The organism is Pseudomonas sp. FW507-12TSA, assembly GCF_058781435.1.
On record NZ_JBYSWT010000006.1, the window covers coordinates 97,369 to 117,149 of the forward strand.

The 19,781-nt window shown below is 64.9% G+C and carries 18 protein-coding genes; 7 read left to right on the forward strand and 11 right to left on the reverse strand.

From position 1 onward, the window contains the following. Window positions 1-51: 51 nt before the first annotated feature. The 4 genes from AC3WK8_RS07965 to AC3WK8_RS07980 form a co-directional block, all read right to left on the reverse strand. Window positions 52-2,493, reverse strand: coding sequence for a TonB-dependent siderophore receptor (locus AC3WK8_RS07965; protein ID WP_103323898.1), 2,442 nt, complete (start codon window positions 2,491-2,493; stop codon window positions 52-54). Window positions 2,494-2,589: 96 nt separating this feature from the next. Continuing rightward, a complete protein-coding gene (locus tag AC3WK8_RS07970) occupies window positions 2,590-3,561 on the reverse strand; it encodes a FecR family protein (protein ID WP_103323897.1) in 972 nt (323 codons plus the stop codon). Beyond that, window positions 3,558-4,067, reverse strand: a complete 510-nt coding sequence (locus AC3WK8_RS07975) for a sigma-70 family RNA polymerase sigma factor (RefSeq protein ID WP_219738283.1) — start codon at window positions 4,065-4,067, stop codon at window positions 3,558-3,560. The genes AC3WK8_RS07970 and AC3WK8_RS07975 overlap by 4 nt, the downstream gene beginning before the upstream one ends. 120 nt (window positions 4,068-4,187) lie before the next feature. After that, complete coding sequence (locus tag AC3WK8_RS07980) at window positions 4,188-4,682, reverse strand: PaaI family thioesterase (protein WP_103323896.1); 495 nt, start codon at window positions 4,680-4,682, stop codon at window positions 4,188-4,190. 711 nt (window positions 4,683-5,393) lie between these two features. On the opposite strand from AC3WK8_RS07980, the gene mqo reads away from it, so the two are divergent. The 3 genes from mqo (at window position 5,394) to AC3WK8_RS07995 (ending at window position 8,983) form a co-directional block, all read left to right on the forward strand. Beyond that, window positions 5,394-7,031 carry a malate dehydrogenase (quinone) gene (gene mqo / locus AC3WK8_RS07985; RefSeq protein WP_022643772.1) on the forward strand — a complete coding sequence of 546 codons (1,638 nt, stop codon included), beginning with the start codon at window positions 5,394-5,396 and terminating at the stop codon, window positions 7,029-7,031. Window positions 7,032-7,267: 236 nt separating this feature from the next. After that, window positions 7,268-7,987, forward strand: a complete 720-nt coding sequence (locus tag AC3WK8_RS07990; protein ID WP_103323895.1) for a GNAT family N-acetyltransferase — start codon at window positions 7,268-7,270, stop codon at window positions 7,985-7,987. Between the two features lie 213 nt (window positions 7,988-8,200). Further along, window positions 8,201-8,983, forward strand: coding sequence for a DeoR/GlpR family DNA-binding transcription regulator (locus tag AC3WK8_RS07995; protein WP_103323894.1), 783 nt, complete (start codon window positions 8,201-8,203; stop codon window positions 8,981-8,983). 32 nt (window positions 8,984-9,015) lie between these two features. Here the strand turns inward: AC3WK8_RS07995 and AC3WK8_RS08000 are convergent, their stop codons facing one another. The 5 genes from AC3WK8_RS08000 to AC3WK8_RS08020 form a co-directional block, all read right to left on the reverse strand. After that, complete coding sequence (locus AC3WK8_RS08000) at window positions 9,016-9,801, reverse strand: nucleotidyltransferase family protein (protein WP_103323893.1); 786 nt, start codon at window positions 9,799-9,801, stop codon at window positions 9,016-9,018. An 82-nt stretch (window positions 9,802-9,883) separates the two neighbouring features. Further along, window positions 9,884-11,212 (reverse strand): MFS transporter, encoded by a 1,329-nt coding sequence (locus AC3WK8_RS08005; protein WP_103323892.1) that lies wholly within the window; start codon window positions 11,210-11,212, stop codon window positions 9,884-9,886. Between the two features lie 102 nt (window positions 11,213-11,314). Further along, window positions 11,315-12,508, reverse strand: coding sequence for an L-2-hydroxyglutarate oxidase (gene lhgO, locus AC3WK8_RS08010; protein ID WP_103323891.1), 1,194 nt, complete (start codon window positions 12,506-12,508; stop codon window positions 11,315-11,317). A gap of 95 nt (window positions 12,509-12,603) precedes the next feature. Then, a complete protein-coding gene (locus AC3WK8_RS08015; RefSeq protein ID WP_053136270.1) occupies window positions 12,604-13,314 on the reverse strand; it encodes a FadR/GntR family transcriptional regulator in 711 nt (236 codons plus the stop codon). An 83-nt stretch (window positions 13,315-13,397) separates the two neighbouring features. Further along, a complete protein-coding gene (locus tag AC3WK8_RS08020; protein WP_085596572.1) occupies window positions 13,398-13,925 on the reverse strand; it encodes a GNAT family N-acetyltransferase in 528 nt (175 codons plus the stop codon). A gap of 137 nt (window positions 13,926-14,062) precedes the next feature. Between AC3WK8_RS08020 and AC3WK8_RS08025 the strand changes: the two genes are divergently transcribed. Then, window positions 14,063-14,848, forward strand: a complete 786-nt coding sequence (locus AC3WK8_RS08025) for a LysR family transcriptional regulator (protein WP_256592203.1) — start codon at window positions 14,063-14,065, stop codon at window positions 14,846-14,848. Window positions 14,849-14,957: 109 nt separating this feature from the next. On the opposite strand, the gene AC3WK8_RS08030 is transcribed toward AC3WK8_RS08025, so the two are convergent. Next, complete coding sequence (locus tag AC3WK8_RS08030) at window positions 14,958-15,578, reverse strand: LysE family translocator (protein WP_085596570.1); 621 nt, start codon at window positions 15,576-15,578, stop codon at window positions 14,958-14,960. Window positions 15,579-15,670: 92 nt separating this feature from the next. Beyond that, window positions 15,671-16,531, reverse strand: a complete 861-nt coding sequence (locus tag AC3WK8_RS08035) for a LysR family transcriptional regulator (protein ID WP_085596569.1) — start codon at window positions 16,529-16,531, stop codon at window positions 15,671-15,673. Window positions 16,532-16,670: 139 nt separating this feature from the next. On the opposite strand from AC3WK8_RS08035, the gene AC3WK8_RS08040 reads away from it, so the two are divergent. Genes AC3WK8_RS08040 through AC3WK8_RS08050 form a run of 3 tightly spaced genes read left to right on the forward strand, consistent with a single transcriptional unit; the run spans window position 16,671 to window position 19,746 of the window. After that, the gene (locus tag AC3WK8_RS08040; RefSeq protein WP_068586877.1) at window positions 16,671-17,729 is read left to right on the forward strand and encodes an agmatine deiminase family protein; all 1,059 of its coding nucleotides are present in this window, start codon (window positions 16,671-16,673) and stop codon (window positions 17,727-17,729) included. Then, the gene (gene aguB, locus AC3WK8_RS08045) at window positions 17,726-18,634 is read left to right on the forward strand and encodes an N-carbamoylputrescine amidase (RefSeq protein ID WP_103323890.1); all 909 of its coding nucleotides are present in this window, start codon (window positions 17,726-17,728) and stop codon (window positions 18,632-18,634) included. The genes AC3WK8_RS08040 and aguB overlap by 4 nt, the downstream gene beginning before the upstream one ends. Before the next feature lie 2 nt (window positions 18,635-18,636). After that, on the forward strand, window positions 18,637-19,746 hold the full coding sequence (locus AC3WK8_RS08050; RefSeq protein ID WP_103323964.1) for an extracellular solute-binding protein: 1,110 nt from the start codon (window positions 18,637-18,639) through the stop codon (window positions 19,744-19,746). The last annotated feature ends 35 nt before the right edge of the window (window positions 19,747-19,781 follow it).

The window sequence follows — 19,781 nt, forward strand, 5'->3', positions numbered from 1 at the left end:
GCGCCTGGCGCGCAGCGCCCGAATGCGCTTCGGGCACTGCGTTGGCGCGCTTTAGAACTGCGGCGTGTATTTCACGCTGAGCATGAAGTTGCGCGGGTCGCCAAAGCTGTTGTTGCCACCCAGTTGGTTGTAGCCGGAGATGTAGTAGTGCTTGTCGAACAGGTTGTAGGCATTGAGCGCCAGGCTGACCTGGTCGTTGACCTGGTAGGCGATACGCGCGTTCCAGACGGTGTAGCCCGGTACCTTGTAGCTTCGCTCGTAACCCAGGGTATGGCTCTGGCTGGTGAAGCCCAGGCCGGTGCTGACCTTGCTCCACCCGCCGTCCAGGCGATAGTCGCCCCACACCCGCAGCATGTGTTTCGGGGTCCAGGTGCTGAAGGTCCGCCCCTGTTCCTGTGGGTCCTTGAGGATCTTGGTGGTGTTGTAGGTGTAGCCCGCGGACAGTTGCAGGCGATCCAGCACTTCGCCACTGACTTCGGCTTCCAGGCCCTGGCTGCGCACCTGGCCGGAGGCGGTGGAGCAGTACCAGCCATCACAGGCAAAACCCGAGGCCTTGTCCTGGACGGCGCGGTTTTTCTGGTCGTAGCGGAACAGCGCCAGGGACGTGTTGACCCGGCCATCGAGCAATTCGCCCTTGAGTCCCACTTCATAGTTGGTGCCGATCACCGGTTGCAGCACCGAGCCGCTGGCGGTGCGTGAGCTCTGGGGTTCGAACACATCGGTGTAGCTGGCGTAGAGCGACCACTGGCGGCTCAAGTCATAGATGAAACCGGCATAGGGCGTGACTTCGCCGTTGTTGGTCATGGTGCTCGGCGACTGCACCGTGGCCTTGCGCGTGATGGCTTGGTAATCGCTGGCATCGTAGCGATAGTCGTACCAGCTCACACGCGAGCCCAGCACCAGGGTCAAGTCCTGCACCGGCTTGATCCGCCAACTGCCATACAGGCCTTTCTGGCGGATGTCGTAGCGGCTGTGGGTGGCACGGCCACCGGGAGTATTGAGCAGGCTGTCGTAGCTGATGGGCGGCCGGTCATGCTCGATGGCGAAGATGTTGCCGCCATTGTTGAAGGTGCGGGCAAACACGTCGTCGCTGGCCATCTTCGAGTAGTTGCCGCCCAGGGTCACTTCCTGCTCCATGGACAAGCCCTCGAAGCGTCCCGTGAGGTTCATGTCCAGGCCGATCTTGGTGTTATCGAAATCAGTGACCCAGTCGGCGTACTGCACGCCGCTGCCGTCGGCATCGAGGCCGTCGGCGATGGTCTGGGTGCGCTGCTGGGTCGAGTCGTTGTCTTCGCTCATGCGCACGGCGCCGACCTTGAACGTCCAGTCCTGGTTGAAGCGATGCTCCAGGTCGGCGTACAGGGTGGTGACGTTGATCTGCGAGTGGTTCCAGCGGGCACCGCTGTAGGTCGAGCGGGGCACGTCGACCGGGCTGCCATCGGCGTGTCGTGGCAGGCCGCGGATCATCGGCCGCGATTCGGCTTCCGAGCGGCTCACGGCCAGGCCCAGGGTGGTGTCGTCGCTGAAGTCGAAATCCAGGGCGCCATAGAGCGAGTGGGTCTTGCTCCACTGCTTGTCGATGAAAGAATCACTCTGGTCTTCGTCCAGCACCACACGTCCGCGTAGCGTGCCGGCATCATTCAGCGGGCCGCCGGCATCCAGTTGCAGGCCATAGTGGTCCCAGGATCCGGCCTTGCCGGTCAGGGTCACGGTCGGGGCGTCCTGGCCGCGCTTGCGCACCAGGTTGATCGCGCCCCCCGGGCTGCCGGTGCCCTGCAGCAGGCCGGAAGCGCCGCGCAACACTTCCAGGCGGTCGAAGAAAATCAGGTCCTGGGTCGCCCAGTTGCCCAGCGAGTAGGTGTTGCGGGGGATCGGTACGCCATCGTATTGCCAATCGTCGATCTGGAAGCCCCGCGACGACAGGATCATGCCTTTGCCCACCCCTTGCACACCCACCAGGCCGGTGGTCTGGTTGGCGGCGGCCTTGAGGTCGGTCAAGCCCTGGTCATCCAGTTGCTTGCGGGTCATGACCGTGACCGATTGCGGGATTTCTCGCAGGCTGTGCTGGCCCTTGCCGATGGTCACGGCGCGTGCAGCGTAGGAGTTGGAGCCTTCGGTGGTGGCGCTGTCGAACCCGCTCTCGACGATGTCGGTCATGCCCAGTTGTACCCCGGCGCTAGCGGCGGGGAGCGGTTCGACGCTGAAGTGGCCGCTGGCGGTGAGCCGCAGTTGCAAGCCGCTATCGACCAAGGCGGCGCGCATGGCCTGGGTCGGTGTCATCGTGCCGTTCACTGCTGGCGCCTGCTTGCCCGAGACCAGGCCTGGGTCCAGGGACAGCACGACACCGCTCTGGCCGGCAATGGCATTGAGCGTCACCGTCAGCGGCCCGGCTGGCAGGTTGAAGGGACGGGACTGCTCCTGGGCCAGGACCGGGCCGCTCAGGGCAGTCACGGCGATGGCGACGGGAAAGGCATGGAACCAAGGGTTGCGCACGAAATTCTCCTGATTGCGTTGAAGTGTCAGGAGATAGGTGGGACGAAAAATGAAAACCAGACACGAATGAGAGTTATTTTTAAAAAATATCCGCTCTCAACTTCGTGGCTGGATCAACGTGAGCCAAGGGCCGTAGCGCTCGATGCGGATGGGCAGGGTCTGGGCCAGCGCATCGAGGGCGCGTTCCGGATCGTCCAGGGGAAATACCCCCTGGACGCGCAGCTGGCTGATTGCCGGGTTGACTCGGATAAAGCCCCGGCAATAGGGACGCAGCGCGGCAATGACCTGCTCCAGGGAGTCATCCAGCACGCTCAAGCGGCCGTTGAGCCAGTCGCCACGGTATGCCTGGTCCAGCGCCAGCAGTTCGATCCGCCCAGGATGCAGCAGCGCGGCCTGGCCCTGTGGCAGGTCCTGTACCGGGCCGGTGGGCAGGCGCAGGCGCACTGAGTGTTCTAGCACTACAACCCGGCTGGCATCGGCTTCCTGGCTCACCAGGAAGCGCGTGCCCAGGGCCTGGACCTGGCCCTGGAGGGTTTGCACCCGCAGGGGGCGCCGGGAGTCGCTGGCCACCTGGATCAGCAGTTGCCCGTGACGCAGGAGCACCAGCCGTTGCTGGTGGTCGAAGCTCAGGTCCACGGAGCTTTCGGCATCCAGGCTCAGGCGGCTGCCATCGGGCAGGATGAAATCCCGGCGCTGGCCCCGGCCGGTACTGAAGTCCGCCAGCAGGGTTTCGCCAACTTGCGTCCGGGCACCCAGCCACAGGCCGCCACCCAGCAGGCCGAGCCCGGCCACCCCGCGCAGCAGTTGCCGGCGCGAGGCATGGGGGCTGAGCAGCAATTGTCGTGCTTCGCCCGCTTGCCCTGGCAGGCGCTGGTCGAGGGTACGCAAGGTATTGAACGACGTCCCCAGCTTGGCTTGCAGTTGCTGCCAGGCTTGGGCGTGGGCAGGATCACTGGCCAGCCAGGCGGCCAGCTCCTGTTCCAGGCGTGGGTCCGCTTCGCCGGCACGCAGGCGCACCATCCAGTCGATGGCCTGCTCGACCACCGGGTCCAGGCGTTGTCGGCTCACAGGCCCAGTTCACTCAGGTAGCACTGGCGCAAGGCCTGTTTCATGTAGCGGCTGACGGTGCGTTCGGACAATTGCAGCTTGTTGGCGATTGCCACATAGCTCAGGCCATCGAGCTGGCTGTAGAGGAAGGCGGTCTTGACGATCATTGGCAGGCCATCCAGCGCACGATCGATCGCCACCAGGGCCTCGATCAGCAGCAATTGCTCTTCGGGGGAGGGCGCGAGCAATTCCGGCAGGGCGCTCAGGCGCTGCAGGTAGGCCTGCTCCAGCTGGCGCCGCCGATGCCGGTCGAACACCAGGCGCCGGGCGATGGTGGACAGGTAGGCCCGGGGTTGTTCGATGCTGTCCGGGTCGACCTGGGCGCTGAGCAATTGGCAGAAGGTATCCGCGGCGGTGTCTTCGGCATCGGCACGGTTGCCCAGGCGTTTTTGAATGTGTTGCAGCAACCACCGGTGATGGTCGCTGAAAAAGAAGCCCAGCTTGTTGCTCGCAGATGAGTGCACCATTGGCCGCCGAGATGTGAGTGTGAATCGTTCTCAATAATACAAGGGCGTCGAACAGGACTGCAATCGTCGCATGAGGGCGCTGTGGCCCTCACCGATCGGCACGGCATGGGAGGAACGATTTCAGCTTTCACGGCCGTGGGCCGCATCGGCCAGCCGCTGGGTATCGACCCGCACGAACAGCGAGTCGCCGATGGCCGTGAGCACGTCGCCGGCATACACCTCGCACACCACCCGGCTCTTGCGTGCCACTTCACCTTCGACCCGGGCGCGCAGGGTCAGGGGCATGCCCATGGGGGTCGGCTTGATGAACTTGATCCCCAGGTTGCCGGTCACGCAGTCGATGCGCGGCAGGCTGCCCGGGGCCCGCTGTTCGTTGCGGTAGTGGTAGGCCATGGCGGTCCAGTTGGAGTGGCAGTCCACCAGCATGGCGATCAGGCCGCCGTACACCAGGTCCGGCCAGCCGCAGTACTTGGCCTCCGGCTGGTGCTCGGCGATCACGTGGATACCGTCCTCGTGCCAGTGGCTCTTGATGTGCAGGCCGTGGTGGTTGCTGCTGCCGCAGCCGAAGCAGACGCCCTCGGGCGCGGTGGTGTCTTGCAGGGAAGTCGCGTGCATGGTTGTTCTTCTTGTCCTTGACGATGGTCTGGCGGGTATCGCGGTCGGCCATGATGCCCGTGGTGGTGCCACAGGCCAAGGTCTGCGGCGGCGCCGGGAAAGGATTTGCGCCAGCGTCCCTGTGACGCATTGATTGCGGCGGATGTCGTAGTGCCTCGGGGCTTGCCAAGGGCGCCGCAGCCAAGACAGGCTGATGCCGTAATGATATTCTTGCGCTGAATCGGTTCATCGTTTGTGCAAAAATATGCCCCCTGTGCTTTGCTTCAAATGGCCTGATCGGGTCCTTTGCAAGCGTGCGGGTGTCTCTGGCAAACCTGCCGAGCGTAATGTCAGGCAGTGTCCATCCACCTTCCTTGGTGGAATCCGACCCTTTTTCCCTGCTGGTTCCCGCGAAGGCGGGTACCGCCGTTGCCCGTCGATTCGGCGCCAGCGGAACATGGAGAGGAGCAGGGTGGCTGCCTGTCGGCTGTGTCCCGTGACGAGCCCCGAGTAACAAGTGTCACTCATGTAGCTGAGCCAACAACGACAAGAAGTCAGCACCGGAGCGATATACAACTGAGGTCGAGCGCGTTTCGTCGGCCTTGTGTGCCCACCCCCCAGTTCTCATGAATGCGTTCATCCGGGACCTGCGAAATGCCTGTTTCGCACCCTCCGGGATTCACAGGATCGAGGATCGGGCGGCGGATGGCGTTCTATCGTAGGTACTACAGAATGTTGAAGAAAGTGAACACGGCCCTCATCGGGCTGGCGATGTCGATAGGTCTGACGACCGCCCATGCGGCCGAGCCAAAAAAAGTGGATGTGCTGCTGATCGGCGGCGGCATCATGAGTTCGACCCTCGGGGTCTGGCTCAACGAGCTGCAGCCGGACTGGTCCATGGAGATGGTCGAGCGCCTGGATGGCGTGGCCGAGGAAAGCTCCAACGGCTGGAACAACGCCGGTACCGGTCACTCGGCCCTGGCCGAGCTGAACTACACCCCTGAAGGCAAGGACGGCAAGATCGAGATCGCCAAGGCCATCGAGATCAACGAAGCGTTCCAGATTTCCCGCCAGTTCTGGTCGTGGCAGGTCAAGAGCGGCGTCCTGAAGAACCCGCGTTCGTTCATCAACTCCACGCCGCACATGAGCTTCGTCTGGGGCGATGACAACATCAAGTTCCTCAAGGCTCGTTACGAGGCCCTGCAAGCCAGCCCGCTGTTCAGCGGCATGCAGTACTCCGAAGACGCCGAGCAGATCAAGAAGTGGGTTCCACTGATGATGGAAGGGCGTGACCCGGCGCAGAAGATCGCTGCGACCTGGAGCCCGATCGGCACCGACGTCAACTTCGGCGAGATCACCCGCCAGTTCGTCGCCCACCTGCAGGCCCAGCCCAACTTCGCCCTGAAGCTGTCCAGCGAAGTAGAAGAAATCGAGCGCAACCAAGATGGCTCGTGGCGCGTGACCTACAAGAACCTCAAGGACGGTTCGAAAACCGAGACCGACGCCAAGTTCGTGTTCATCGGCGCTGGCGGCGGTGCCCTGCACCTGCTGCAGAAGTCGGGTATCCCCGAGGCCAACGAATACGCCGGTTTCCCGGTGGGTGGCTCGTTCCTGGTGACCGACAACGCCAGCGTTGCCGAGCAGCACCTGGCCAAGGCCTACGGCAAGGCTTCGGTCGGCGCGCCACCGATGTCCGTACCGCACCTGGACACCCGCGTGCTGGATGGCAAGCGCGTGATCCTGTTTGGCCCGTTCGCTACCTTCTCCACCAAGTTCCTCAAGGAAGGTTCGTACTTCGACCTGCTGACCAGCACCACCACCCACAACATCTGGCCGATGACCAAGGTGGGCATCGAGCAGTACCCGCTGGTGGAATACCTGGCCGGCCAGCTGATGCTGTCGGATGACGACCGTTTCGCGGCGCTCAAGGAATACTTCCCCAACGCCAAGCAGGAAGACTGGCGCCTGTGGCAGGCCGGCCAGCGCGTGCAGATCATCAAGCGTGACGAAGAGAAGGGCGGCGTGCTGAAACTGGGCACCGAGATCGTCGCTTCCCAGGACGGCAGCATCGCCGGCCTGCTGGGCGCTTCCCCGGGCGCTTCGACCGCCGCGCCAATCATGCTCAGCGTGCTGCAGAAAGTCTTCAAGGACCAGGTCGCCACTCCAGCCTGGCAAGAGAAGCTGAAGCAGATCGTACCGAGCTACGGCACTGCCCTGAACGACAGCCCTGAGCGTGTGGCCAAAGAGTGGGCCTACACCGCCGAAGTGCTGCAGCTGACCACGCCGCCACCAGTCAAGGGTGCGGCTCCTCAAGCGCCGGCCAGCATGGCCAAGCCTGAGAGCAACCCAGCGGCCGACATGGCGCTGTAAGCCCCGCTCCCGCCCGCGTTCGCCGGGCGGGACATCACCGATGCCCTTGGCATCGGCTGGCTGGTCCGATTGCGGTGGCGTGTCGCCGCCGCAATGGGGCAGCACCCCCCAAGCCTTCCCAATCTTGCCTTGCCTTGCCTTGCCATGCGGCGCTGCGCCCCTGCGCCTGCGTGAAGGGGTATCATGGCGCGCCCGCTCCTGGCGGACATGCCCCAACCCTCGGAGTCACCGCCCAGATGTCCAGCATCACCCTGTTCCAGGCCCCGCCCACCGAAGCCATCCAGAGCCAGATCCAGCAGATGGTGGTGGACTACATCACCGACATCAGCGCGGTCGCCATCGCCCCCAGCAATCCGCTGTACAACCTCTACCAGTACGGCGTCGGCTACGAGGTGCACCTGTACCTGCAGGCCATGGACGGTTCCCGGGATCTCGCCGTGGAGTTGCTGGTGGCCAGCGACCCGCTGGACCCGGAGCAGGTGCAGGGCTTCTTGCTCTACCTGCCGCTCAAGGACGACCCAGAGGCTTGCGCCGTGGCCTATATGGCGGTCCGCCAGGACCTGCGCCGCCAGGGCATCGCCCGGCAGATGCTGGCGGCGATGCGCGCACGCTATCCCCATGCCGAGCTGGCCTGCAGCCCGGCCAAGCTCCAGTGCTTCGAGGCCCTGGGGTTCCAACTGTTGGGCGCCCGTGGCCCGCAGGTGCTGATGAACACCCGCGAGCATGGCAGCGATGGCTTGCTGGCAGTGCTGGATGTGGCGCCGATCTACAACTCGGTGGAGGTGCGGCAGATCCATACTTACCTGCTGGCGCAGCATGGGCGCAAGGCGATGATCGAGGCGGAGAAGAAGCGCGACCGCCACCTCGACCAATTGACCCGCCAGGCCCAAGCCCTGGTGCGCGAGCGCCTGGGCGAAGCGGCCTTGCATCGCTCGCGGGCACCGCGCCTGGTCTGACCCTGTTCCGGCAGATCTTGCAGTCGCTGCGCGCCCGAGCGCGGCCTGCGACAGCGGCCACACCAAGCGTCAGCGCATGCCGTGTAGCCGCTGTCGAGCCACGGCGAGGCTGCGCCAAGGCCCGCAGGGCCTTTGGGGGGGCTGGGTCCAGAGGCTTGTGCCGCTGCTCCTGCCTGGATAATCTCGCACAAACACGCAGAATCGGGCATCAACATGCAAAACCTGCATTCCACCGCTGAACTGCCGTCCCTGCGCCGGCAAAAGATCCTCCTGCTGCTGGAGCGCGACGGCAAGGTCATGGCCGCCGAGCTGAGCCGGCATTTCTCGGTTTCCGAGGACACCATCCGCCGTGACCTGGCGGAGCTGGATGCCGCTGGCCTGGTGCAGCGGGTCCACGGTGGCGCGCTGCCCCGGCCCAAGGACAGTGGCAAGGATTACTTCACCCGGGTAGGCGAGACCGACGTGGTGAAAATGCGCCTGGCGCAGTTCGCCGCACAGTGGGTGCAGGAGGGGCAGACGGTGTTGTTCGACTCCGGCTCCACCACTTTGCACATCGCCCGCTCGCTGCCCCGGGATATCGGCCTGACTGCGGTCACCGCCTCGCCGCTGATCGCCGTGGCCCTGGCCGAATACCCCAGGGTCCAAGTGATCCTGGCTGGCGGCCAGCTCAACCCGGCGACCTTGGCCGCCAGCGGCCATGAAGCGCTGCGGATGCTCCAGGGGATCAAGGCCGACCTGCTGTTCACCGGGGTCTGCGCGATCCACCCGGAGATCGGCATCAGCTCCCTGCATTTCGATGAAGTGCCGATCAAGCAGGCGATGTTCGACAGCGCCGCGCAAGTGATCGCCGTGACCACCGCCGACAAGCTCGGGGCCATGGAGCCTTTTGTCGTGGCGCCCTGCAATCGTCTGCACCGGCTGGTGACAGAGCGGGAAGTGGCGAGCGCGGAGCTCGAAGGCTATCGACAGCAGGGAGTCGAGGTACTGCAGGTCTGACTCCAGGCAGTTATCAGAGCAGGGCTTTTACTTCATCGAACCTGTCCGCCACTTTCTTGCTGGCTCATCCACTGCGCCATCTGCCGCAAGCGGCTGCTGAAACCGACATCGGCGGGACTTGTCGCTTCGGCGGCTTGGCGGAACTCGTCGATGGCCGCCTTCATTTGCGGGTAGTGCCGCACAAACAACTGGGCATGTTCGTCCAGGCTGCGGGGCCAGCTCGGTTCCTGCTCCGGGCGCAGCAGGTTGGTCGCGCGAAGGAGCTTGCGCGAGGCCTCGCGTTGCAGGCGCAGGGTCTGCCCAGGGGTTGGCGCGTGGTCGATGCGCGTGGCGTAGTCGTTCAGCACCGCAAGAAAATCGCCGTTCACCGCCAGGGCTATTTCCCGGCTGGGCTTGAACGGGGCGAAGCGCTGGCGCAAGTCCTCGCCCAGCAGGCAGCGACAATGATGCTTGAGCCAATAGCCCCAGCTGTGGCGATTGTCGCTGGCCAGGACTTGCTCCAGGTGGCCGATATCGAAATCGATCTTCGACACCTCGGGATGCCGCGCCTGTAATTGCAGGCGCAGCTGTTCCAGCTCATCGAGCAGGCCCGGGGTAGGTGGCTGTCGCAGGATGAGGGTCAGGTCCAGGTCGGAGACCCCAACCCGGGCCTCGCCCCGGGCCACGCTGCCGTACAGGTAGAGGCTGTGCAGCGATGGCTGGCCCAGGCGGTGGCACAGCTCATCGAGCAGGGCACCGAACCCAGGTTGCAGGGGCGGCTCGGGAGGCAGCCTGATCAAGCCTTCGGCATCGACGCCGAACGTACTGGGCATTTGCATGGGATGGCCTGCGAAAAAAAAACCAGCGCCAGCTTAACAGGCTGCGGCAGGCTGCTTGGAGCCTGCCGCAACCTTGCATCGCTCAGTTCTTGAAGGCCGAGTGCTTGCGGCCCTGGTCACACAGGGCGAACACCACCACCAGCACCGCGGCAATGGCGAGGATGATCACCACGCCATCGGTGGAATGGGTGGCCGAGGCGGCCACCAGCGACAGTCCGCCCAGCGGGGCCAGGCCACCGGCGATGGCGGTGCCGATCTCGCGCCCGGTGCCGAAGCCCGAGGAGCGGGTCGCGGTGGGGAACTGGCGGCTGAGGAACGAGCCCTGGGGCGCGAACATCATCGGTGCCAGGATGCCGGTGCCGACCCCGATGGCGAGGTAGATCATCAGGCTGTCGCCAGTGTTGAGCAGGGCCAGGAACGGGTAGGCGAACAGCACCGAGAACAGGCCGCCGAGCACCAGGACGGTCTTGCTGCTCCACTTGTCGCACAGCCAGCCGAAGAACGGCACGGCGACGATGGCCACCAGGCTGGCGATGGTCACCGACAGCGAGGTCACGTGCACATCGACATGCTTGTACTGGGTCAGGTAGGCCAGGGAGAAGGTCTTGAAGATGTAGCTCAGGGCGTTGTAGCCGATGGCCACGAAGAACACCACGGCCAGGCCCTTGAGGTCGTTCTTGAACAGTGCCTTGAGCGGCGAGGCCTGGGCCTTGCGGCTCTGCTGGTCCAGTTCCTTGAACTCCGGGGTTTCCGGAATGCTCTTGCGCACCCACAGGCCGACGCCCACCAGCACGATGCTGCACACGAAAGGAATGCGCCAGCCGCCGGCCAAGAGGAATTCGTTGCCGTTGATGGTCAGCAGGTAGATGGTCAGCGACGACAGCAAAAGGCCCAGGTTCAGCCCCAGTGCCGGCCAGGCGCCCTGGCTGCCGCGCTTGCCTTCGCTGGCGTGCTCGTAGGAGGTGACCGCCGCGCCGGACAGTTCGGCACCGGCACCCAGGCCCTGGATGATCCGGATCGCCACCAGGATGATCGGCGCCCAGATGCCGATCGAGGCGTAGCTGGGAATCAGGCCGATCAGCGCGGTGCATACGCCCATCAGGCAGAAGGTCAGCACCAGCACCTGCTTGCGCCCGAACTTGTCGCCCAGGTAGCCGAACAGCACGCCGCCGAAGGGGCGGGCGATGAAGCCGATGGCGAAGGTGGAGAACGACATCAGCATGGCGCTGTTGGGGTTGCTGGTATCGAAGAAAATCTTCGAGAAGACGATCGCCGCCATGGTGGCGTAGAGGTAGAAGTCGTACCACTCCAGCATCGAGCCGAAGATGGTGGCCGCCGCGACCTTGCGCAGGCGTTTCCTGGTTTGCTGTGGGGTTTGCGCTGCAGTAATGCTGGGTTCAACTGCGGTCATCGGGTGCATCCTCTTGGATCATTGTATTTATTGTCGGGTGACGCGAGCACGCGATCCTGCCGGCGTCGTCGAGGCGCCGGGCAACGCGAGTGCCAGGGTGTTTCAGCCGGCCTGGAAGATCCGGTCGGCGATCATCGAGCCAATGGGAATCGCCGAGGTGGCGGCGGGCGAGGGCGCGTTGCACACATGCAACATGCGCGAGGTTTCGGCGAACAGGAAATCGTGGACCAGGCTGCCATCGCGCATTACCGCCTGGGCGCGGATACCCGCTTCGTAGGGCAGCAGGTCGCTGACTTCCAGGGACGGGCAATACTTGCGGCACTGCTCCAGGTAGCCGGACTTGAACAGCGAGTTCTTCATCTCGGTGGTGCCGGAGCCGAGGTTCTGCCAGATGGTTTTCCAGAACCCGGGGAAGCTGGCGTATTGCGCGACATCGCGCCAGTTGATGGAGAACTTGCGGTAGTTTTCCCGGCCCAGGCCCAGCACCGCGTTGGGGCCGACGGTAACGCTACCGTCGATCATGCGGGTCAGGTGCACGCCGAGGAACGGCAGCTCCGGATCGGGAATCGGGTAGATCAGGTGGTTGACGATGTCGTTCTTCGCCGCCGGCAGGCGGAAGTACTCACCGCGAAAGGGGATGATCTGGTGATCGATCCGCACTCCGGCCAGGGTCGCCAGGCGGTCGGACTGCAGGCCGGCGCAAGCCACCAGTTTCTTCGCCCGCCAACTGCCGCCATGGGTGCCGACGCTGACGCTGTCGGCGTGCTCCTGGATGGCGGTGACGGTCTGCCCCAGGCAGATCTCGCCACCGGCGCGGCGGATCACCCGGGCCATGGTGTCGCACACCTGGCGATAATCGACGATGCCGGTGGCGTCCAGGAACAGCCCGCCCAGGCCGACAATGTTCGGTTCGCGCTGGCGCAGTTGCTCGGCATCCAGGCGCTCGACCTTCAGGCCATTGAGCTGCGAGCGTTGGTACAAGGCTTCCATGCGCTGCACTTCCAGGGCATTGGAGGCCACCAGCACCTTGCCGCAGACCTCGAACTTGATCCCATGCTCGGTACAGAACTGCTTGGTGGCCTCGGCGCCGCGCTTGCACAGGTCGGCCTTGAGACTGCCCGGCGCGTAGTAGATCCCGGCGTGGATCACGCCGCTGTTGTGCCCGGTCTGGTGCTTGGCCAGCACGCTTTCCTTTTCCAGGACCACCAGCGAAGCGCCGGGCTGGCGCTTGAGGATCTCCATCGCCGTGGCCAGTCCGACGATGCCGCCGCCGATGATGCAAAAGTCGTAGATCATGGTTCCAGGTGTCCGTATCAGTCTGGTTATCAGGTTGTCAGACTAAGTAGTCCGATAAAAACCGCAGGCTCGGCCTGCGGTCTGGCGCAATAGGGTCAGTCGAGGGTAGGCAACTCCAGGCCCAGGCGCTTGGCCGAGGCCCGCAAATGGGCATCGGCACAGCCGGCGGCGGCCTGGCGGTCACCGGCGGCGATGGCCTGGTACAGCGCCTGGTGTTCCTGGGCCGCGTCGGCAGAACCGCCGACCAGGCGCAGCGCCGAGTTTTCCCAGGCAGTCTTGCGGGCACTGGCCAGCTGGCTGCGCAGGAAGTCATGGAAGGCCACGAAGTAATCGTTCTTGCTGGCTTCGGCGATGGCCCGGTGGAACGCCACGTCGGCCAGGGCTGCGGCTTCGAAATCACTGCGCTTGTCGTGCATTTCCTGTAGCGCGGCCTGCATCCGTTGCAGGTCGTCGGCGTCCCGGCGCTGGGCGGCGATCGACGCGGCCTGGGTCTCGATCCACAGGCGCATCTCGAACATCTGCGCCAGGTCCGCCAGGCGTCCTTCGCTCTGGGGGAAGCGGAACACCGTGCCGGCCGGGGTCTTGGAGATGTACGAGCCCAGGCCACGGCGGGCGATCAGCACGCCATCGGCCTTGAGCTGGGCGATGGCCTCGCGCACCACCGAGCGACTGACATTGAGCTGTTCAGCCAGTTGCTGTTCGGTGGGCAGGCGCGACTCGGGAGCCAGTCGGCCGGAGTCGATCTCATTGCGGATGGCGTTGACGACCCGTACGACCAGGGAGTCGGGGCGCTGGAGTTCGAGCATGGGTAAACCTTGTAAGTCAGGTTGTCAGACAATAGCCGTGGCGAATTTTTCCTGTCAAGAAAAACCCGCGACAAGGCGCCGCATCAAGCCGTCAGGCGACAGCTGAAAATCAGGTCGTCGCAATCCTCGCCGCCCAGCTGGAAGGCCCGTTCGTCACGGCGTAGGAAGGCGAAGCCGCATTTCTCCAAGACCTTGCAGGACGGCGCATTACCGTCGGTGACCGTGGCGATCAGCTGCTTGATGCCCAGGGTGTGCCGGGCGTGCTCGATGACGGCGCGCAGGGATTCCACGGCCAGTCCCTTGCCTTGATGCTGCGGACGCAACAAGTAGCCGACCTCGGCCTCGGAGGCGTCGCCGTTGCTGATCCGCAGGCCGGTGAAACCCAGGCCCTCACCGCTGTGGCGGTCGTTGATCAAAAGGCACAGCCAGTGGGTCGAATCCGTATTCCAGTGCGGCAGGCGCGAGGTAAAGCGCTCCTCGATCTGCGCTCGGGAAAGTGGGTCGCAGACATAGCGCAGGTTATCGGAGTCGCTGTGCAGGGTCAGGAACAGCTCCCAGTCATTGGCGTTGAGGGAGCGCAGGTGCAGGCGTTCAGTGTGCAGTTCCAGCATGGGGCGGTCCTTGTCCTCGGGTTGGGCGACGCCTTCACTCTACAGCTCCAGGCCCGCGACTGAAGAAAACTCTGATCGCGCCAGAGTATTTTTCGCATAAGATCCCGGCCTGATTTCGCAAGGACAGGCAGGTAAGCGTGAATTGGGATGATCTGCGATTCTTCATTGCGGTCGCCAACGCCAGCAACATCACCGATGCCGGACAGGCGCTGAAGGTGTCGGCGGCCACGGTCTCGCGCAAGATCCAGATGCTGGAGCAGGCCTTGCATACGCCGCTGTTCCTGAAGACCACCCAGGGCTATTTCCTCACCGAGGCCGGCCGCGACTTGCTGCCCATGGCGCTCGAGGCCCAGGAACGCTTTGGCCAGATGGAGCGCCAATTGGCCCGGCCCGGTGCGCGCATGGCCGGGGTGGTGCGCATCGATTGCCCGGAGCTGATGGGCAGCCATCTGTTGATCCCGGCCCTGGCGGCGTTTCGTGCGGGTCATCCAGAGATCCGTTTCGACTTCGTCAATGCCGCGCGCTCGGTCAAGCTCACCCAGAGCCACAGTGACCTGGTGCTGCGCCTGCACCGGCCGGAAGCCGGTAGCAACTTCACCTTGCGCAAGGTCGGCGCGCTGACCCAGGCGCTGTTCTGCTCCCCGGCATATGCCCAGGCCCAGGGGTGTCCGCAAGCGCCCGAAGACTTGGCCCGGCATGGCTTGATCGGCTGGAACCAGGCCCTGGAACATATGCCCCTGGCCCGCTGGCTGGACCGGCTCAGTGGCGGCCAGCCGCTGTGGATGAGCACCGCCAACCTGCAAGCGCAGCTCCAGGCGGTGCAGGCTGGCCTGGGGATCGCCGCCTTGCCGGCCTATATCGCCGAACCCCTGGGGCTGTGCCGGGTGTTGCCGGATGTCCCGGCGCATCGGGCTGATATCTAGCTGCTGCGCAACCTGGCGACCCAGGGCCAGGAGCGGGTCGAGCAGGTGGTGCAGTTCATTGACCGGGTGCTGCGCCAGCATGGCCTGCAAGACCACTGAGGCGGTCGGCTCAGGCCAGGCCATTGCGCAGGAAGATCCACGCCGCCACCCCCATCAGCAGCAAGCCGAACAGCACATTTTGCGCCTTGAGCAAGCCCGGCCTGGCACGTAGCAGCGGTTGCAGGCTCGAGCCCAGGCCCGCCCAGAGCAGGTGGCCGAACAGGTTCACCGCGATCAGCGCGGCGCTCAGCGCCACCACCGCCAGGCTGCCGGCACTGGTGGCCGGGCTGAAGGTGGAGAACATCACCAGCAGCATGACCAGCCCTTGCACGTTGCCCAGTTGCAGCACCACGCCATCGCGGAACAACAGCGCCTGTTCTGGCTCGCCGGGCTTGCGCAGTGGGCGCAGCAACAGGCGCAGGCCGAGCCAGAAGATGTACAGGCTGCCGGCGATCCGCAGGCCCCGCAGCAGTTGCGGCTGCTGCGCCAGGCTGTGGTAGAGCCCGAGGCCCACCAGCAGGGCCAGCAGGAAGTAGGTCAGGTCCAGGCCGAGGATGAAGCGCAGGGAGCGGCGCACGCCGCTGCGGGCGCCGGAGCTGGCCACCATCAGGTTGCCGGGACCGGCGCTCAGGGCCATGGGCAGCATGGTGGACAACCACAATGACCAGTTGATGTCGGGGATCGGGGGCACGCGCGATTCCTTGGAGGCAGTGCGGATTGCACCGGCGCCAGCTTAAGGCGGCGCCGGGGCAGGGGTTACCGCCAGGAATGCAAAGCGGTTTTTCAGGCCTGCTCCAGGGCGTTTTGCAACCAGCTGCAGAAGCTGCGGGTCAGCGAGCTGCCTTCACTGTCGCGATGCACCAGCCAGGCCCAGGTCGGGCCGCGCACGCTTTGTTCGCACAGCGGCTGCAACTGGCCCTGGGCCCGGGCTTGCTGGGCCAGCAGTTGGCTGACCAGGGCGATGCCGTGGCCAGCGCAGGCGGCGTCCAGCAGCAATCCCGGGTCGGAGAAGTTCAGGCCGTTGCTGCGCTGGCCGACGTCGGTGCCGCCTTCCACCACCCAGTGGCTCCAGTCCATTTCCCGTTCGCCGTGCAAGGTGGTGCGCAGCGCCTGGGGCTGCTCCAGCAGGGAGGGATGGCAGGCCGGATAGAGCTGGTCGCTGCAGAGCTCCAGGTAGCTGCATTCGGCCTGGGCGCTGAGGTCGTCGCGGATCGTCACGTCGATGGTCTGGGTGGCCATGTCCGGCGGCTCGAAACTGGTGAACAGCCACAGGTCCACTTCCGGGTGCAGGCGGTTGAATTCGCCCAGTCGCGGTAGCAGCCAGTGGCGGGCGAAGGCCGGGCTGGTGTTGACCACCAGCTGGTTGGGCTTGCGGTACTGCTCCAGGCGGCGAATGCCCACGGCCAGTTGTTGCAGCAGCGATTGGGTGGTGCTGCGCAGGTCATGCCCGGCATCGGTCAGGGTCACGCTGCGCCCGCTGCGGTAGAACAGCGGCTGTTCGAGGAAGGTTTCTAGGCTGCGGATCTGCTGGCTGATGGCCGATTGGGTCAGGTGCAGCTCCTGCGCCGCCTGGTGGAAGCTGCCCAGGCGCGCGGCGGCTTCGAAGCCGCGCAGGGCGTTCAGGGGAGGCCAGTGTTTTAACATTATCGATAAGCCCAGCTAATCAGAATTTCACTAAATCTATCGTTTGTTGCGGGATTTTCAAAGCCATAGCATGGGCGCCATTGGTTGCACCGGTATTTGTTGGCTGATAACAAAACCTTAATCGAGAGGCGCGATTCCCATGCACAGCAATGACAGTCGAAACAGCGGTTGGCGGATGCCCGCCGAGTGGGTGCCCCACGCGGCGACCTGGATGGTCTGGCCCCATAACCAGGACCTGTGGGAGTCGGGCTGGGGCGTGACCCTGGCCGACGTACAGGCGGATTTCGCCCGGGTGGCCAATGCCATCGCACGTTTCGAGCCAGTCAAGCTGGTGGTCGATCCTTCGGCCCTGGAGAGCGCCCGGCGCCACTGCGGCGCCAACGTCGAGCGGGTGGTCCAGGCCGTGGACGACAGCTGGTGCCGCGACTCCGGGCCGAGTTTCGTCTGCCATCCCCAGCACGGGCTGGCCGGCGTCAGCTGGCGCTTCAATGCCTGGGGCGGCAAGTCGGCCCATGAGCTGGACCGCAGCCTGGCCCGGCGCCTGCTCGACCAACTGGGGCTGGACTGCTTCGGCACCCACCTGGCCAACGAAGGCGGCGCCATCCATGTGGACGGCGAAGGCACCCTGATCACCACCGAGTCGGTACTGCTCAATCCCAATCGCAATCCGGGCCTGGGCAAGGCCGAGATGGAAGAGATCTTCGAGCGCCTGCTGGGAGTGAAGAAAACCATCTGGCTGCCCGGCGATCCGGACTACGTGACCGGCGACATGACCGATGGCCATGTCGATGGCGTCTGTGCCTTCGCCCGTCCCGGCCTGCTGCTGGTGGACGCCACCCATGACCAAGGCTCGGTGTACGCCGAAGTGGTGCGCGAGAACCGCCGTGCCCTGGAGCTGGCCCGGGATGCCCAGGGCCGCGCCTTCGAACTGGTGGAGTTGTTCGAAGCCACTGCCGCGGTGGACACCCAGGCCGAGGTGTTCTGCGCTTCCTATACCAACTTCTACATCGCCAACGGCGCGATCATCATGCCGGCCTATGGTATCGAGGCCGACCAGGTCGCGGCCCAGGTCCTGGCCAAGGCCTTCCCCGGGCGGCAAGTGGTGCCGGTGCAGATCAACCACCTGGCCCATGGCGGTGGTGGCGTGCATTGCATCACCCAGCAGCAACCGCGCTGGCCACTGGAGGTGTCGGCATGAGCAACTTGACCGTCGCGACGTTGCAGATGCCCTGTACCTGGGACCTGGCGGACAACCTCGAGCGTGCCGAGCAACTGGTGCGCGAGGCCGCAGCCCGCGGCGGGCAGGTGATCCTGCTGCAGGAGCTGTTCGCCACGCCGTACTTCTGCATCGAACAGCAGCACCGGCACCTGGCACTGGCCGAAGAGTATGGCCAGAGCCGCATACTCAAGCGCTTTGCCGCCCTGGCCAAGGAGCTGGGGGTGGTGTTGCCGCTGAGCTGGTTCGAGCGGGCCGGCACCGCCTACTTCAACTCCCTGAGCGTGGCCGATGCCGACGGACGCCTGCTCGGGGTGTACCGCAAGACCCACATCCCCAACGCCATCGGTTACCAGGAGAAGGAGTACTTCAGCCCCGGCGACACCGGCTTCAAGGTCTGGGACACGGCGTTCGGCCGCCTGGGCGTGGGCATCTGCTGGGACCAGTGGTTCCCGGAAACCGCCCGTTGCCTGGCATTGCAGGGTGCCGAGGTGCTGCTGTTCCCCACGGCCATCGGCTCGGAGCCTGGCGCCGCCGACCTGGACTCGAAGGATCACTGGCAGATGACCATGCGTGGGCACGCCGCGGCCAACCTGCTGCCGGTGGTGGCGGCCAACCGCGTCGGGCGGGAAGTGGCTCGCAGCGACTCAGAGCTGCACATGCAGTTCTACGGTTCCTCGTTCATCTGCGACCACAAGGGCCAGCTGCTGGCCGAGGCCGACCGCGACACCACCGGCATGCTCTTGCATGAGCTGGACCTGGCGGCCATGGCCGAGGAGCGCCGGACCTGGGGCATCTTCCGTGATCGTCGTCCGGAAATGTACGGGCCCTTGCTGAGCCTCGACGGCCAACACCTGCATTCACGCTGGAACCCTCGGGAGGCATGAGCATGAACCGCATCGGCACATTGCGCCTTGGCGCGCTGGCACTGGCATTGATGGCTGCGCAGGTCCAGGCCGCGCCTGAAGAAAAGACCCTGCGCCTGTACAACTGGGCCGACTACTTCGCCCAGGACACCCTGGCGCGTTTTACCGCCGAGACCGGGATCAAGGTGATCTACGACGTCATGGAAGGCAGCGAGGTCCTGGAGGCCAAGCTGATGACCGGCGGCAGCGGCTACGACCTGATCTTCCCCGGCGACACCGTGGCCGAGCGACTGATGCGTGCTGGCAGCCTGCAGAACCTCGACCCCGCCAAGCTTGCGCAAATGGACGACATCGAGCCCGGCCTGCAAGCCTTGCGCAAGCAGTACCCCCGGGCCAGCCAGGCCACGGTGCCCTATACCTGGGGCACCATCGGCCTGACCTACAACGCCGGGCAGATCGCCCAACGCTTGCCCAATGCACCGGTCAACAGCCTGGACCTGCTGTTCAAGCCGGAGCTGGCGGCGCATTTCGCCGATTGCGGGATCTCGGTGATCGACTCGCCCGACGAAGTACTGGCGGTGGCGCTCAACTACCTGGGGCGCGATCCGCGCAGCGCCGAGCCGGCAGACCTGCAAGCGGCCAGCGAGCTGTTGCTCAAGCTGCGGCCGTACATCCGCAAGTTCCAGTCGCAGCCAGTGACCGACCTGGTCAATGGCAACCTGTGCCTGTCCCTGGGCTACAGCGGCGATGTGACCCAGGCCCAGCGCGCCGCCGACGGAGCCGGCAAGCCGGTGGACTTCCAGTACCGCATCCCGCGTGAGGGCACCACGGTGTGGATGGACACCATGGCGATCCCCAAGGATGCCCGGCACCCGGAGTACGCCTATGCCTTCATCAACTTCGTCATGCGCCCGGAGAACATGGCGGCCATCAGCAATTTCACCGGCTACCCCACGGCCAATGCCAAGGCGCGGCCGCAGATCGATCCACGGATGGTGGGCAACCCGGATATCTACCCGGATGCCGCGACCTTTGCCCGCCTGGTGCCGGGGCGCGATATTCCCCAGGCCGACATGCGGGCCCGAATGCGCATCTGGACCCAGTTCAAGACGGCTACGATAAAAGCACCCTGAGCCGTTCCACTTCAGGCAATCCCCCTTGAGAGAAA

Excerpts from the sequence above, each read along its gene's own strand:
- AC3WK8_RS07975 (WP_219738283.1), bottom strand. The coding sequence starts at position 4,067 with ATGGTGCACTCATCTGCGAGCAACAAGCTGGGCTTCTTTTTCAGCGAC.
- AC3WK8_RS07980 (WP_103323896.1), bottom strand. The coding sequence starts at position 4,682 with ATGCACGCGACTTCCCTGCAAGACACCACCGCGCCCGAGGGCGTCTGC.
- mqo (WP_022643772.1), top strand. The coding sequence starts at position 5,394 with ATGTTGAAGAAAGTGAACACGGCCCTCATCGGGCTGGCGATGTCGATA.
- AC3WK8_RS07990 (WP_103323895.1), top strand. The coding sequence starts at position 7,268 with ATGTCCAGCATCACCCTGTTCCAGGCCCCGCCCACCGAAGCCATCCAG.
- AC3WK8_RS07995 (WP_103323894.1), top strand. The coding sequence starts at position 8,201 with ATGCAAAACCTGCATTCCACCGCTGAACTGCCGTCCCTGCGCCGGCAA.
- AC3WK8_RS08000 (WP_103323893.1), bottom strand. The coding sequence starts at position 9,801 with ATGCAAATGCCCAGTACGTTCGGCGTCGATGCCGAAGGCTTGATCAGG.
- AC3WK8_RS08005 (WP_103323892.1), bottom strand. The coding sequence starts at position 11,212 with ATGACCGCAGTTGAACCCAGCATTACTGCAGCGCAAACCCCACAGCAA.
- lhgO (WP_103323891.1), bottom strand. The coding sequence starts at position 12,508 with ATGATCTACGACTTTTGCATCATCGGCGGCGGCATCGTCGGACTGGCC.
- AC3WK8_RS08015 (WP_053136270.1), bottom strand. The coding sequence starts at position 13,314 with ATGCTCGAACTCCAGCGCCCCGACTCCCTGGTCGTACGGGTCGTCAAC.
- AC3WK8_RS08020 (WP_085596572.1), bottom strand. The coding sequence starts at position 13,925 with ATGCTGGAACTGCACACTGAACGCCTGCACCTGCGCTCCCTCAACGCC.
- AC3WK8_RS08035 (WP_085596569.1), bottom strand. The coding sequence starts at position 16,531 with ATGTTAAAACACTGGCCTCCCCTGAACGCCCTGCGCGGCTTCGAAGCC.
- AC3WK8_RS08040 (WP_068586877.1), top strand. The coding sequence starts at position 16,671 with ATGCACAGCAATGACAGTCGAAACAGCGGTTGGCGGATGCCCGCCGAG.
- aguB (WP_103323890.1), top strand. The coding sequence starts at position 17,726 with ATGAGCAACTTGACCGTCGCGACGTTGCAGATGCCCTGTACCTGGGAC.
- AC3WK8_RS08050 (WP_103323964.1), top strand. The coding sequence starts at position 18,637 with ATGAACCGCATCGGCACATTGCGCCTTGGCGCGCTGGCACTGGCATTG.